The organism is Schaalia turicensis ACS-279-V-Col4 (assembly GCF_000296505.1).
Taxonomy (GTDB): Bacteria; Actinomycetota; Actinomycetes; order Actinomycetales; family Actinomycetaceae; genus Pauljensenia; species Pauljensenia turicensis_A.
In genome coordinates this window covers 1-15,395 of record NZ_JH815210.1, presented here as the reverse complement: position 1 = coordinate 15,395, position 15,395 = coordinate 1, and the positions used below count along the sequence as shown (strand labels likewise).

Below are 15,395 nucleotides of genomic sequence, written 5' to 3'. Positions count from 1 at the left end.
CGACCTCGTCGATCAGCAAAAATGTGCCAGCCTCAGACTCACGGAAGAGTCAAAATCTCCGCACCGTCTTCGGTGACAACGAGGGTGTGCTCAAACTGAGCAGTACGTGAACGGTCAGCGGTCACAACGGTCCAGTCATCGTCCCACTGCTCCCAATCAATGCCACCAAGGGTCAACATCGGCTCGATCGTGAAGACCATACCGGGCTCCATCATCGTCGAATACGCGGGTGCAGCATCGTAGTGAGGAACAATCAGACCGGAGTGGAAGGCCTCGCCCACACCGTGCCCCGTGTAATCGCGGATCACGCCGTAGTCGAAACGCTTCGCATAACGTTCAATGACACGACCGATCACGTTGATTTCACGACCCGGACCAACAGCCTTAATGCCACGCATCATCGCTTCATGCGTGCGTTCAATCAGAAGGTGCGATTCCTCGTCGACCTTGCCAACCTCGAACATCGCGCAGGTATCACCGTGAACACCATCAACATAGGCGGTGATATCAACGTTCACGATGTCGCCTTCTTCCAACGGGCGATCGTCGGGAATGCCGTGGCAGATGACCTCGTTGATCGACGTGCACAGAGACTTCGGGAAACCCATGTACCCCAAGCATGACGGGTAGGCATTGTTGTCAATGAGGAACTCGTGGCCAATACGGTCGAGTTCGTCGGTCGTCACGCCCGGTGCGACGCTCTTGCCTACAGCCTCCAGAGCCTGAGCAGCAATACGACCCGCGTGACGAATACGCTCGATCGTCGACACGTCCTTAATATCCGACGCAGTCACGCGCTCCGGACCCTCATGGAACATGTATTCAGGACGATCAATATGAGACGGGACTAAACGAACAGGGGAGATAGTTCCCGGTTTCAAGGTTCCAAGTGGCGCACGCTTGGCTAAATCAGATACATGAGTCATACCTTTAAGACTAGTCCTTTCGCGCACCTCGGGCAGATGGCCAGGCGACGAGGCTCCTTTATGACTGCTGACTGTGCAGACAACGAAGATAGGAACCCAGCGTGAGTGACCCCATGTGGACGACAAGGCGGTATCTTGCAGGCTCGGACTATCATGGCAGGGCATATAGTGCGTTCAAAACGAGACCTAATTGGAGGAAACAGGACATGGCCCAGGAAGCCCCTGACCTCAATCCACTGGATAGCGCAGCCGTCGACGCCCTCGTCACAGCTGCACTTTCAGATATTGAAGCCGCATCTTCACTCGAAGAACTCAAGGCCACAAAGCAAGCGATCCTTGGCGACAACGCCCCGCTGGTCGCAGCCAACCGCATCATCGGTTCCCTCAAACCCGCAGACCGTGGCACTGCAGGTAAGAATCTCGGTGGTGCTCGCGGCCAGATTTCGAAGGCTCTCGCCGTCCGTCAAGAAGTGCTTGAAGCTGAGAACGAGGCACGTGTTCTTCGCGAAGAATCCGTCGATGTGACTGCCGGTGGGCATCGCACGGTGACGGGTGCGCGTCACCCGATCGAGACTCTGATTGAAGAGATCGAAGATGTGTTTACGTCCATGGGCTGGGCTATCGCTGAAGGCCCCGAAGTTGAACACGAATGGTTTAACTTCGACTCCCTGAACTTCGACATCGACCACCCGGCTCGTCAGATGCAGGACACGTTCTACGTTGACGGCACTTCTGCTGGTGGCCAGAACGCCGATGATGGGCACCTTGTGATGCGTACTCACACGTCGCCGGTGCAGTCGCGTGCCATGCTTGACCGCGGTGTCCCTCTGTACGTCGCATGCCCGGGCAAGGTGTTCCGTTCTGACGCTCTCGACGCGACGCACACCCCGGTTTTTCACCAGGTCGAAGGTTTGGCCGTTGATAAGGGCCTGACCATGGCGCACCTGAAGGGCGTGCTCAATCACTTTGCTCAGGCAATGTTTGGTCCTGAAGCGAAGGCGCGCCTGCGCCCGTCGTTTTTTCCTTTCACTGAGCCCAGTGCCGAACTTGATATTTGGTTCCCACAGAAGAAGGGCGGCGCCGGGTGGATTGAAGTCGGTGGTTGCGGCATGGTGAACCCCAACGTTCTCAGAGCAAACGGAATCGATCCGGAGGTCTACACCGGTTTCGCATTCGGTATGGGTATTGAACGCACCCTCATGCTCCGGCACGGAATTGCTGACATGCACGACATCGTTGAAGGCGACGTTCGTTTCAGCCAGCAGTTCGGTTTGATTGGAAAGGGACACTGACATGCCAATGGTTCCGATTTCTTGGCTCGCCGATCACGTCGAGGTCCCTGCTGATCTTGATGCCGCGCAGCTCGCAGCAGCGCTGGTGAAGGTTGGTCTGGAAGAAGAAGCAATCCACCCCGCAAAGGTCACCGGTCCGCTGGTTGTTGGCAAGGTTCTGACCCTGGTGAAGGAAACTGCCTCCAACGGCAAGACTGTCAATTACTGTCGCGTCGACGTTGGTCAGTACAACGACCAGCCGGGTGCCGGTAAGGAACCTTCGGATCTGCCAAGCCGTGGCATCATTTGCGGTGCTCACAACTTCGTTGAGGGTGACCTCGTTGTTGTTTCCCTGCCCGGTGCAGTTCTTCCCGGCGATTTCGCGATTGCAGCGCGTAAGACCTACGGCCACATTTCCGATGGCATGATTTGCTCTGCCCGTGAACTGGGACTGGGTAACGATCACGATGGCATCATCGTGTTGCCGAAGTATTTCCCAGACCGTGAGATCCCTGCTCCGGGTTCTGATCTGCTCGGTTTCCTTGGCTTGGGCGAAGAGACTCTTGAGATCAACGTGACCCCTGACCGCGGTTACTGCTTCTCAATGCGCGGTGTCGCACGCGAATTCGCGCACTCGACGGGTGCGAAGTTCACGGATCCCGGTCTGGTTGGAAACCGTGTTGCTTCGGTGCCCGAGGCAACCGCTGACGGATTCAAGGTGCGTATCGCAGACGACGCGCCGATCCACGGTAAGCCCGGTGCGGACCGTTTTGTCACCCGCATTGTTCGTGGCGTGAACCCTTCGGCTCCCAGCCCGCGTTGGATGGTCGAGCGTCTCGAAGCAGCAGGAATGCGTAGCCTCTCCTTGGCCGTTGACATCACCAACTACGTGATGCTCGACCTTGGGCAGCCAATGCACGCCTACGACCTGAATGCTCTTGAAGCTCCGATCGTTGTCCGTCGCGCACGCGCCGGTGAGCGTCTGACAACGCTGGATGAGGTCGATCGGCAACTGGATCCGCAGGACCTGCTGATCACAGATTCTCCGAACGGTGAAGGATCACGCATCATCGGCATGGCCGGTGTTATGGGTGGTCAGTATTCAGAGGTCGAGCATTCCACGACGGATATCCTCCTCGAAGCCGCTCACTTTGATGCGGTGTCGGTCGCCCGTACCGCACGTCGTCACCACCTGCCGTCTGAAGCGTCGAAGCGCTTCGAACGTGGCACTGATCCCCAGCTTGCTCCTGTCGCAGCTCAACGAGCTGTTGACCTGCTGGTTGAGTACGGCGGGGGAACGGCAGATGCAGCAGTATCCGACTTCAACGAAGTCGCGCCGGCCTCGTCAATTCGTTTCCCGTACACCGATGCCGCCCGCTTGATCGGCGTCGACTACTCGAAGGAACGCGTTGAGGAGCTTCTCACTGAAATTGGTTGCATGCTCGACGAAATCGAAGACGGAATCTTCAACGTGACCGTTCCGACGTGGCGTCCCGACCTGACTGGTTCTGCCCACCTGGTTGAGGAAATTGCACGTCTTGACGGTTTCGACACTATTCCGTCGATTCTGCCGTCGGCTCCTGCCGGTGCTGGTTTGACTGATGCGCAGCAGGCGCGTCGTCACGTTTCTGCGTCGCTTGCAGCTTCTGGTTTGGTTGAGGTTCTCAGCTATCCGTTCGTTTCGGATTCCTTCGATCGTCAGCGTCTCACTCAGGGCGATGAACGTCGTCAGGCTCTGAAGCTTCGTAACCCGCTTGCGGATGATGCACCCCTGTTGCGCACCTCGATCATTGATACCTTGCTTGACGCTGCCGGACGCAACGTTGCACGCGGTAGCGACCGCGTGGCGCTGTTTGAAACCGGACTTGTTGTTCGCCCTGCAGGCACAGTTCCTGCCGATCTTCTGAGCGCTGAACAGCGCCCGACTGATGAGGAACTTGCTGGACTGCGTGCTGGCACTCCTGCTCAGCCGTGGCATGTGGGTGTTGTCCTTGCCGGTCGTGCCTCGGCTTCGCCGGTTGTCGAGCCTGCTCGCATGTTCGCATGGTCGGATGCTCTTGAGACGGTCGAGAATATTGCGTCTCTTCTGGGCGTTCGCATTGAGGTCACTCGCGCGTGGGATGCCGACTACAAGAAGGTGCCCGGTCCGCTGATGCCTGAACCTGCATCGGATCCGGCTGATGTTGCTCCGTGGCATCCGGGTCGTGTTGCTCGCGTATTCGTCCGCCGTGGTCGCGATTTGATTGATATCGCGATGGCTGGCGAACTTCACCCCGGCGTGTGCAAGTCGTTTGGCTTGCAGGCCCGTTCGTGCGCCGCAGAGGTTGATCTGTCTGCTCTGATTGAGGCGATGAGCGGTGAGCCGACGCAGGTGAAGCCCGTCTCGACTTACCCGATTGCGAAGGAAGACATCGCTCTTGTTGTGTCGAAGTCGATCCCTGTTGCTCGCGTCGAGCAGGTTGTTCGCCAGGGCGGGGGAGCGTTGCTTGAAGAAGTGACGCTGTTCGACATTTTCGAATCCGAGACACTTGGCGCTGACGTTCGCTCGCTGGCGTTCGCTCTGAAGTTGCGTGCGCCGGATCGCACGCTGAGTGCCGACGAAGTTCGTGAGGTTCGCGAAAGTGTCGTCGCGAAGGCGGGCAAGGTGCTGGGAGCACAGTTGCGCTCTTAGTTAACGAGGCTCCTGACGGGGCACGATGACCGATAGAACAGCCGGGCTGGAGTCCGCGCCTTGTGTATCTTGACTCAGTACGAGATGTCAGCGCGACTCCAGCCCGGCTTTCTGCCACACTTATAGCTATGCATATCCTTGTCACTGCTTCTTCAAAGCATGGTTCAACGAACGAAGTTGCCGACGCGATTGCGAGGCGACTCGAAGATGCCGGTCACACGGCTGATCGCATCGCGCCGGAGGATGTTACTTCTGTTGACACTTATGACGCTGTGATTTGCGGTTCGGCTGTTTATATCCTGCAGTGGATGGATGGAGCGCACGATTTCATGGATCGTTTTAGCGCCCAGCTTGAAAACAAGCCCGTGTGGGCATTCTCGGTTGGTATGAATGGTGTTCCGAAGCATGCCCCTCAGGATCCGACGCGTATCGGTCCGCTTCTGACTCGCGTCAGTGCTATTGATCTTCATTCTTTTGCTGGTCGCTACACCCCATCGTTGCTTTCGTTGCGTGAACGCTCAGTTGCACGTCTTGCCGGTGTTGTGGAAGGCGATTTCCGCAACTGGGATGAGATCAACGAGTGGACTGATTCGATTCTGAAGGATCTCGAACAGCGCTGATTTTGGGCGCCTCGCGCCATTGTGCAATTTATACATAGTTATGTATAATCATGCATATGGGAGATCGAAGCACACAAACGCCCGCTGCGCGACGTGAAGCAATTCGTTCAATTCTTGCTAGCGGATCAATCGGTTCGCAAAAGGATCTTCGCGATCTGTTGCGTGAGCAAGGTATTGACGTTACTCAGGCAACTCTGTCGCGTGACCTTGTCGATATGCGTGCGACAAAGATTCGTGTGGCTGACGGCACTCGCATCTACTCCGTTCCCGATATTGACGGGGGAGCAACCCACGAAGGCGAAGCTGGACACGAACGCTTGCAGAAATGGTGCCAGTCGATCCTCGTTACCTCAATCCTTGTTGACCATCAGCTGGTGCTCAGGACAACGGTTGGAGCAGCCAATCTCTTGGCCTCAGCTATCGATGCTGTTCGTCTTGATGCAGTTGCGGGAACAATCGCGGGCGATGACACAATCCTTGTGATTTGTCGATCTTCTGAAGATGCGCAGCAGACCCAATCGTATCTGATGGATCTTGCTGAGCCCGGATCTTCCGCTCACTGAGCCCACACTTTTCTTATTCACTCCACTCTCACACTTTCATCGGAGAAGGAATACAACATGGCAGAGCACAAGGACCGCGTTGTCCTCGCATACTCGGGCGGTTTGGACACCTCCGTTGCTATTGGTTGGATCGGCGAACAGACCGGTCGCGAGGTCGTTGCGGTTGCAGTTGACGTGGGGCAGGGCGGCGAAGACCTCGAGGTCATCCGCCAGCGCGCGCTCGACTGCGGTGCGGTGGAAGCCTACGTTGCAGATGCTCGCGACGAGTTCGCCAACGAATACTGCATGCCGGCACTGAAGGCGAATGCCCTCTATGAAGGTAAGTACCCGCTGGTTTCAGCTCTGTCCCGTCCCGTGATCGCCAAGCACCTGGTGAAAGCTGCGCGCGAATTTGGCGCACACACTGTTGCTCACGGTTGCACCGGCAAGGGGAACGACCAGGTACGTTTCGAGGTTTCGATTACGTCGATGGCCCCCGACATGGACTGCATCTCGCCGGTTCGTGACCTTGCGCTGACGCGTGACGTTGCTATCGAATACGCCGAGAAGCACCACCTGCCGATCGAAACGACGAAGCATAACCCGTTCTCGATCGACCAGAACGTGTGGGGTCGAGCAATCGAAACTGGCTTCCTTGAAGACCTGTGGAACGCGCCGACCAAGGACGTCTACGTTTACACCGATGATCCGACTTACCCGCCGCTTCCGGATGAGGTCGTCATTTCCTTCGAAAAGGGCATCCCGGTAGCCATTGACGGTCGCGCAGTCACCCCGCTTGAAGCAATCCAAGAGCTGAACCGCCGTGCAGGCGCTCAAGGCATCGGTCGTATTGACATGGTCGAAGATCGTCTGGTTGGCATCAAGTCACGTGAGATTTACGAGGCTCCCGGTGCTCTCGCTTTGATCGAAGCACACCAGGGGTTGGAATCCATCACCCTCGAACGCATGCAGCGCCGCTACAAGCGTGGTCTTGAGCAGATGTGGGGTGAATTGGTCTATGAAGCCCAGTGGTACTCACCGTTGAAGAAGTCCATGGATGCGTTCATTGAAGATACTCAGCAGTATGTGACCGGTGATATTCGTATGGTCCTGCACGGTGGCCGTGCAACTGTGAATGGGCGGAGTTCCGAGGCTTCACTGTATGACTTCAACCTGGCAACCTACGAGACTGGCGATAGCTTCGATCAGTCCTCGTCGCGTGGATTCATTGATATCTACGGTCTGCAGTCGAAGCTTGCGGCTGCTCGTGACGTCCGTCTGGGTAACTCGCAGGGATACTGAGCAGACGTTCGTTTGGTCAAACAAACACTGATATGCACGTGTGCCCAAGGCCGATTTCCTTGGGCACACGTGTTTTCTTTATCTAAGTGTGCCCAATGGACACCGGGGCGTGGCACGTTCTTTCGCTAGAGTGGTCACGATGAAAGAATCGGTTGAGTTTCTACGCAGGTATGGGGCGAAGACGACGCCTGAGCGTCGAGCCTTAGATATCGTCACCATTGCAATCTTCTTTCTAGGCTTCGCAGGCCAAGGCGTACGTAATATCGTTGGCTTCTACGGGTCTTCGGTTGTCATGGTGGCATTATTTGTTGCTTTGGCGTATCTGATGCATCTCAATCAGATTCGTTTCACACAGGTTGCGTATCCACTTGCCACACTGCTGTTCGTCATGTGGTGCGCTTTATCGGTCACATGGTCGCAATATCCGCATTATTCTGCGATGTTTGCCGTCGTGACAATCGGCGTGTCTCTTACAGGTTTGGCGATTTCTGCCTGTTACACGTTTACGGAAACAGCGAATCTTCTCATCGTTTCGTTCAAGGTCATTCTGATTGTTTCCTACGCTCTTGAGCTGTTCACCGCTCTTATCTGGAAACAGCGCTTGGCTCCGATTCCAATGATCCGCGCTGGGGAATCCGTGCCCGATATGTCCTATTGGGTTTATGGAGATCTTTTTAATGGTGGCCCTATTCAAGGCTTCCCCGGTAATCGGAATCCGCTTGCGTTTATTGCGTTGCTGTTGATTCTCTGTTTGCTTGTCAAATGGATGTCAACGTATAAAAACACGACGTCAACGATTATCTGGCTGATCATTTCGATTGTGACAATTGCTCTGACGCGTTCAGGAACGGTCACCGTCGCGGTCATCATCTGTATGGCGATCGCAATGTCCTTCGGTTTGGTGAAGTCGGTGACGCGTCCTCATCGTCCCGCCCTGATTTCTTTGATCGTCTCGCTGACTCTGACAGGAGCGGTGATCGCACTGTTTAACCGTTTGGCGATCACTGATTTCCTTGGTCGTTCCCCGGATTTTTCAGGTCGTGGTGACATCTGGAAGGCGCTTCTCCCCATGTGGAGCCAACATCCGATTCTCGGATGGGGCTTCACCATTGGCTATCAAGGTGATGTGCCTGTTTTTTCGAATTTCATTCGTCGCGGTGATGGAACTCCGACAACTCAGGCTCACAACTCGTTTATCGAGGCCCTTTTCCAGACAGGCATTATCGGAGTCTCAATTCTGAGCGTCGCCGTTGCGACAGTATTCTTTGGCACGTTCATTTACGCTGTGCGCCATATCGATGAATCCCGCAGGGTTGTAATGCCAGCAATGATTGCTTCAGCATTGATTATTCAGTCGACGGTTGAATCCCGTCTTTTGTTTGAAGGCAACTGGATTCTTTTTGTCATCTTGGCAGCGTGGGTGGCGAAAAAACAACCTTTTGCTTCACTGTTTGCAAAATATGGTCCGTTTAAACGTCTCGCGAATTGGAGTTTGTCGCGAGGGCAAGGAATGATGAACCCGTGACTTCGCAAGAGACAACAACACCGACTGCTTTGTGGGGTGGCCGTTTTTCCGGTGGTCCTGCGCAGGCGCTCGCAGCCCTTTCAGTTTCTACCCATTTCGATTGGCGTCTCGCGCATGTGGACATTGCTGGTTCTCATGCCCACGCTGACGCGCTGTACGAGGCTGGCCTCTTAAGCGCTGATGAAATCGACGCGATGCATGCCGCGTTGGCGCAATTGGATGCCGATGTTGCGTCGGGTGCGTTTGTTCCATCGCCGGACGATGAGGATGTCCATACGGCACTCGAGCGTGGTTTGCTTGAGCGCGCGGGTAGTGAGCTTGGCGGAAAGTTGCGTGCGGGGCGTTCGCGTAATGATCAGATTGCAACACTGATTCGCATGTACCTGCGTGACGAGACGCGCCATATTGCGAGCCGCGTCCTGGATGTTGTGGACGCGATTTTGTCGCAGGCTGCACGTGCTGGTGACGCTGTTATGCCGGGGCGTACTCATATGCAACACGCACAACCCGTTTTGGTGGCGCATCATCTGATGGCACACGCATGGCCTCTGATTCGCGACGTTGAACGTTTTGCCGATTGGGATAAGCGTGCCGCGATTTCTCCCTATGGCTCGGGCGCTCTGGCAGGTAATACTCTCGGCATGGATCCGCAGGCTGTTGCTCGTCAGCTCGGCTTTGATGATTCGGTGGATAATTCGATCGATGGAACCGCGTCGCGTGACATCGTTGCGGAGTGCTCTTTTATCCTTGCGATGATCGGCGTTGATATCTCTCGCCTCAGCGAAGAAATCATCATGTGGAACACCAAGGAATTCGACTACGTGACTCTTGATGATTCCTTCTCAACAGGATCATCGATCATGCCTCAGAAGAAGAATCCCGATGTGGCTGAACTCGCTCGCGGTAAAGCCGGTCGCCTGATCGGTGATCTGATGAGCCTATTGACGGTGCTCAAGGGCATCCCGCTGGCATACGATCGCGATCTTCAAGAAGACAAAGAACCTGTCTTCGATCAGCTGGATACGCTCGATGTTTTGCTGCCCGCTGTTTCGGGAATGGTTGAAACGATGACCCTTAACTTGGAGCGCATGGCGGAGCTCGCACCTCAGGGATTCTCGCTTGCCACGGACATTGCAGAGTGGCTTGTGCGTAGGGGAGTACCTTTCCGTAGCGCGCACGAAATCTCTGGAGCTTGCGTCAAGATGGCAGAGCGACGTGGCGTCGAGCTTGCTGATCTCAGCGATGAAGAATTGACCTCGGCCTCGTCGCTTCTGACCCCGGATGTCCGCGAAGTCCTGAACGTCGCAGGATCTGTATCCGCGCGACTGGGGAAGGGGGGAACTGCTCCTGTTCGCGTTGAGGAACAACGACAAGCACTTGCTGTCCGTATTGCTGGATGCCGTGAGTGGGCGTCCACCCCAACCCGCTAAGATAGCCTCGGCTACTTCGAGCCGAAATGGAAGGAATTTAAAGTGACCGACATTCTGGATGACCTCCAGTGGAGGGGTCTCATCGCCCAGCACACCGACATTGATGCTCTTCGCGAGCACCTGAACGCCGGGCCGGTCACCTTTTATTGTGGCTTCGACCCGACCGCAGCTTCTCTGCACCACGGACACCTTGTTCAAATTCTTCTGATGCGTCACCTGCAGCTGGCTGGTCATAAGCCACTCGCACTTGTTGGTGGGGCAACCGGTCAGATTGGCGATCCGCGTCAATCGGGGGAGCGTCAGCTACAGCCGACCGAGGTCGTTCGCGGTTGGGCAGACAATCTGCGCAACCAGATCTCGCGTTTTCTCGATTTTGAAGGACCGGCCGCGGCGACGATGGTGAACAACCTCGACTGGACTGAGGAACTGAGCGCCATTGATCTGCTCCGCGGTATCGGTAAGTACTTCCGCGTTGGCACGATGCTCGGTAAGGACATTGTTGCGCGTCGTCTGGCATCGGATGAGGGCATTTCCTACACGGAGTTCTCCTATCAGATCCTGCAGGCGAACGATTTCCTTGAACTGCATCGTCGTTACGGTGCCACTCTCGAGACCGGCGGTAACGATCAGTGGGGCAATATGATCGGTGGCGTTGATCTGATTCGTAAGGTTGACGGCGAGGTGTCGCACGTGCTGACGACTCCGATTATTACGAAGGCTGATGGTACGAAATTCGGTAAGTCCGAGGGCGGTGCGATTTGGCTCGATCCGACGATGATGAGCCCGTACGCCTTCTACCAGTTCTGGCTGCAGGTTGAGGACGCCGATGTTGTTCGCTTCCTGAAGATCTTCACCTTCCTTGACCGTGCTCGCATAGAAGAGCTTGAGGTTGAGGTTGCAGAGCGTCCTCATGCGCGCGCAGCCCAGAAGGCCCTGGCGGCTGAGGTGACGAAGCTTGTTCACGGTGAAGAAGAGTTTGAGCGTGTTCTTGGCGCAACCAACGCCCTTTGGGGTGGTGGAGATCTGCGCGCAATCGATGCGGATACCTTGGCTTCTGCTACGTCGGATCTTCCTCGCGCAACTGTGAAGCTCGGTGAGGCAACGATGGTTGACGCGTTGGTTGAAACCGGTTTGGAAAAGGGACGAGGCGCCGCACGTCGCACGATTGCTTCCGGTGGCGCGTACCTGAACAACGTCAAGTTTGAGGACGCGGAAGCTGTGTTCACGGCTGACGACGTTCTGGCTGGTCATCGACTGCTGATCCGTAAGGGGCGTCGCAACCTTGCTGTCATCGAATTCGACGACTGAAGCGTCCGTATGGGAATCGCAGTGATTTCCTGATTGGACTCACCTGCGGGGCGGAAACACTACGTTTCCGCCCCGCAGTGCGTTTCTAACAGGTCATTGCATCTCGATATTGGTGCTGTGCTGCGTGGTGTTCTTAGATGTATTGGTCGCCGTGTACGTACGCAATCGCATGTATGTGGCGACGTGTAGGCGCCGTGTGACAGTCGGCGTTTGCTACGGAGATCTGAGTCGCAATCGCGGTCTAGTTTTGTGGTCTGCAAAACGCTGACAGATCACAATTTTAGTGTTTCCTTGCTGCTCAGAGCCACTTTTCGGCGAAATACTGCGAATCTGCTGGTGTGCAAGAGGTAGGAATTGAAGCTTGCGCTGATTTGACGGTGTGGTGGGGGGTGGGTATTGTTTCTGTTGTTGCGCCGAGTGGTTGCAAGCTTTTGGGCCTGTTTGTGGTTTTGGGTTTGTGATTGTGGCGTGGTTGCTTCCTCCCTGTTTTTGATGGTTGCGGTTTTTTGTGGCTGTTTTGGGGTGTGTGGGTGTTGTTTGTGAACTCGATAGTGTGTTTGTTTTTATGCCTGTTTTTTGTTTTTGAGTTTGTTTTTATTGTTGGGATTGGCTGGCCGCGTTTTGGTGGTTGGTTTTTTCTGGATATGTTTTTGTTCGGAGAGTTTGATCCTGGCTCAGGACGAACGCTGGCGGCGTGCTTAACACATGCAAGTCGAACGATGATGCTCCAGCTTTGTTGGGGTGGATTAGTGGCGAACGGGTGAGTAACACGTGAGTAACCTGCCCTCTTCTTTGGGATAACGGTCGGAAACGGCTGCTAATACTGGATATTCACTCATTGGCGCATGTTGGTGGGTGGAAAGGTTTTTTCTGGTGGGGGATGGGCTCGCGGCCTATCAGCTTGTTGGTGGGGTGATGGCCTACCAAGGCTTTGACGGGTAACCGGCCTGAGAGGGTGACCGGTCACATTGGGACTGAGATACGGCCCAGACTCCTACGGGAGGCAGCAGTGGGGAATTTTGCACAATGGGCGCAAGCCTGATGCAGCGACGCCGCGTGAGGGATGAAGGCCTTCGGGTTGTAAACCTTTTTCGCTCATGGTCAAGCCGCAGCTTTGGGTTGTGGTGAGGGTAGTGGGTAAAGAAGCGCCGGCTAACTACGTGCCAGCAGCCGCGGTAATACGTAGGGCGCGAGCGTTGTCCGGAATTATTGGGCGTAAAGGGCTTGTAGGCGGTTGGCCGCGTCTGCCGTGAAATCCTCTGGCTTAACTGGGGGCGTGCGGTGGGTACGGGTTGACTTGAGTGCGGTAGGGGAGACTGGAATTCCTGGTGTAGCGGTGGAATGCGCAGATATCAGGAGGAACACCGGTGGCGAAGGCGGGTCTCTGGGCCGTTACTGACGCTGAGGAGCGAAAGCGTGGGGAGCGAACAGGATTAGATACCCTGGTAGTCCACGCTGTAAACGTTGGGCACTAGGTGTGGGGGCCACCCGTGGTTTCTGCGCCGTAGCTAACGCTTTAAGTGCCCCGCCTGGGGAGTACGGTCGCAAGGCTAAAACTCAAAGGAATTGACGGGGGCCCGCACAAGCGGCGGAGCATGCGGATTAATTCGATGCAACGCGAAGAACCTTACCAAGGCTTGACATGCACCCTGACGCTGCAGAGATGTGGTGGCATTTGGTTGGGGGTGTGCAGGTGGTGCATGGTTGTCGTCAGCTCGTGTCGTGAGATGTTGGGTTAAGTCCCGCAACGAGCGCAACCCTTGCCCTATGTTGCCAGCACGTTATGGTGGGGACTCGTGGGGGACTGCCGGGGTTAACTCGGAGGAAGGTGGGGATGACGTCAAATCATCATGCCCCTTATGTCTTGGGCTTCACGCATGCTACAATGGTTGGTACAGAGTGTTGCGATATCGTAAGGTGGAGCGAATCACTTAAAGCCAGTCTCAGTTCGGATTGGGGTCTGCAACTCGACCCCATGAAGGTGGAGTCGCTAGTAATCGCAGATCAGCAACGCTGCGGTGAATACGTTCTCGGGCCTTGTACACACCGCCCGTCACGTCACGAAAGTTGGTAACACCCGAAGCTCATGGCCTAACCGGTTTTCCGGGGGGAGTGGTCGAAGGTGGGATTGGCGATTGGGACGAAGTCGTAACAAGGTAGCCGTACCGGAAGGTGCGGCTGGATCACCTCCTTTCTAGGGAGCCCGTTTTTGGGGATGCGCATCATGGCACGTGAGTGTGTGTGGTGTGTGTTTCTTGTGCTCGCATGTGTTCACCGAGGGTTTTTCTTGGTGGGTGTGGGTGCGTGGGTGTTTTTAGTGGAAAACAGGGGTGCAAGCTCCATGGAAGCAGACACGCTGTCGGGTTCACGTTCAACACCGTTTGAGCGTTTTGGCTCGCATGTTGCCGCCTCTCTTTTTTGTTGCGCCCTGTGTTTGTGGGGTGTTTGGGGGGTGGTGGTGTGTGTGGTGGGTTGTTTGTGATTTGTATAGTGGTTGTGAGCATCTTTATTTTCTTGTTGTGTGGTTTTGTTTAGTTTTGTTGGGCATTCGGTGGATGCCTTGGCATCAAGAGCTGATGAAGGACGTTGCGGCCTGCGATATGCCTCGGGGAGTTGGCGAGCGAGCTTTGATCCGAGGGTGTCCGAATGGGGGAACCTAACCAGGGTTGTGCTTGGTTACCATCATCTGAACGTGTATAGGGTGGTGGGGGGAACGCGGGGAAGTGAAACATCTTAGTACCCGTAGGAAAAGATATTCCGTGAGTAGTGGCGAGCGAAAGCGGAGGAGGCTAAACCGTGTGCGTGTGATACTCGGCGGGGGTTGCGTGTGCGGTGTTGTGGGGCTTGTTCGTCTCTTCTCTGCCGGGGAGGGGCTTGCGTGTGTGATGGTAGTTGAACCGTGTGGGATAGCGGACCGGAGTGCGTGATAGTCGTGTAGATGGACTGTTGCATGCGTAGGTGGGATAGGTGCCCGAGTAGTGCGGGACTCGTGAAATCTCGTGTGAATCTGCCAGGACCACCTGGTAAGCCTAAATACTTCTTGATGACCGATAGTGCATAGTACCGTGAGGGAATGGTGAAAAGTACCCCGGGAGGGGAGTGAAATAGTACCTGAAACCGTGTGCCTTTAAGCCGTCAGAGCCTTGTGGGGTGATGGCGTGCCTTTTGAAGAATGAGCCTGCGAGTCAGTGATACGTGGCGTGCTTAACCCGTGTGGGGTATGCGTAGCGAAAGCGAGTCTGAAATATGGCGTTTGTCGCGTGTTCTGGACCCGAAGCGGGGTGATCTACCCATGGCCAGGTTGAAGCAGAGGTAAGACTGTGTGGAGGACCGAACCCACCAGGGTTGAAAACCTGGGGGATGAGCTGTGGGTAGGGGTGAAAGGCCAATCAAACTCCGTGATAGCTGGTTCTCCCCGAAATGCATTTAGGTGCAGCGTTGTGTGTTGCCTGGTGGAGGTAGAGCTACTGGATGGCCGATGGGCCCTATGGGTTACTGACGTCAGCCAAACTCCGAATGCCATTAGGTTGAGCATGGCAGTGAGACTGCGGGGGATAAGCTTCGTAGTCGAGAGGGAAACAGCCCAGATCATCAGCTAAGGCCCCTAAGTGTGCGCTAAGTGGGAAAGGATGTGAGATCGCGGTGACAACCAGGAGGTTGGCTTAGAAGCAGCCATCCTTGAAAGAGTGCGTAATAGCTCACTGGTCAAGTGGTTTCGCGCCGACAATGTAGCGGGGCTTAAGCGTACCGCCGAAGCTGTGGCACTCACACATGAAAGAGCCTGGGCAGGGGACCTGCCT

The 15,395-nt window shown here is 55.5% G+C and carries 9 protein-coding genes and 2 rRNA genes; 10 read left to right on the top strand and 1 reads right to left on the bottom strand.

Annotation, left to right across the window (positions count from 1 at the left end; genetic code table 11):
• Nucleotides 1–38: 38 nt before the first annotated feature.
• Nucleotides 39–926, bottom strand: coding sequence for a type I methionyl aminopeptidase (gene map, locus HMPREF9241_RS06885; protein ID WP_006681563.1), 888 nt, complete (start codon nt 924–926; stop codon nt 39–41).
• 206 nt (nt 927–1,132) lie between these two features.
• Here map and pheS point away from each other — a divergent pair, with 206 nt between their 5' ends.
• The 10 genes from pheS to HMPREF9241_RS09505 form a co-directional block, all read left to right on the top strand.
• The gene (gene pheS, locus HMPREF9241_RS06880; protein ID WP_006681562.1) at nt 1,133–2,218 is read left to right on the top strand and encodes a phenylalanine--tRNA ligase subunit alpha; all 1,086 of its coding nucleotides are present in this window, start codon (nt 1,133–1,135) and stop codon (nt 2,216–2,218) included.
• Between the two features lies 1 nt (nt 2,219).
• Nucleotides 2,220–4,868, top strand: coding sequence for a phenylalanine--tRNA ligase subunit beta (gene pheT / locus HMPREF9241_RS06875; protein WP_006681561.1), 2,649 nt, complete (start codon nt 2,220–2,222; stop codon nt 4,866–4,868).
• A gap of 128 nt (nt 4,869–4,996) precedes the next feature.
• Nucleotides 4,997–5,488 carry a flavodoxin domain-containing protein gene (locus HMPREF9241_RS06870; RefSeq protein ID WP_040318670.1) on the top strand — a complete coding sequence of 164 codons (492 nt, stop codon included), beginning with the start codon at nt 4,997–4,999 and terminating at the stop codon, nt 5,486–5,488.
• Nucleotides 5,489–5,538: 50 nt separating this feature from the next.
• Nucleotides 5,539–6,051, top strand: a complete 513-nt coding sequence (locus HMPREF9241_RS06865) for an arginine repressor (RefSeq protein WP_006681559.1) — start codon at nt 5,539–5,541, stop codon at nt 6,049–6,051.
• 57 nt (nt 6,052–6,108) lie between these two features.
• Nucleotides 6,109–7,332 carry an argininosuccinate synthase gene (locus tag HMPREF9241_RS06860; protein WP_006681558.1) on the top strand — a complete coding sequence of 408 codons (1,224 nt, stop codon included), beginning with the start codon at nt 6,109–6,111 and terminating at the stop codon, nt 7,330–7,332.
• 139 nt (nt 7,333–7,471) lie between these two features.
• Complete coding sequence (locus HMPREF9241_RS06855; RefSeq protein WP_006681557.1) at nt 7,472–8,857, top strand: O-antigen ligase family protein; 1,386 nt, start codon at nt 7,472–7,474, stop codon at nt 8,855–8,857.
• On the top strand, nt 8,854–10,287 hold the full coding sequence (argH, locus tag HMPREF9241_RS06850; protein WP_006681556.1) for an argininosuccinate lyase: 1,434 nt from the start codon (nt 8,854–8,856) through the stop codon (nt 10,285–10,287). The genes HMPREF9241_RS06855 and argH overlap by 4 nt, the downstream gene beginning before the upstream one ends.
• A gap of 42 nt (nt 10,288–10,329) precedes the next feature.
• Nucleotides 10,330–11,595, top strand: a complete 1,266-nt coding sequence (gene tyrS / locus HMPREF9241_RS06845; protein WP_006681555.1) for a tyrosine--tRNA ligase — start codon at nt 10,330–10,332, stop codon at nt 11,593–11,595.
• A gap of 651 nt (nt 11,596–12,246) precedes the next feature.
• Nucleotides 12,247–13,789: ribosomal RNA gene (locus HMPREF9241_RS06840) — 16S ribosomal RNA — on the top strand.
• Nucleotides 13,790–14,123: 334 nt separating this feature from the next.
• Nucleotides 14,124–15,395 (top strand): 23S ribosomal RNA (locus HMPREF9241_RS09505); the annotation flags it as partial.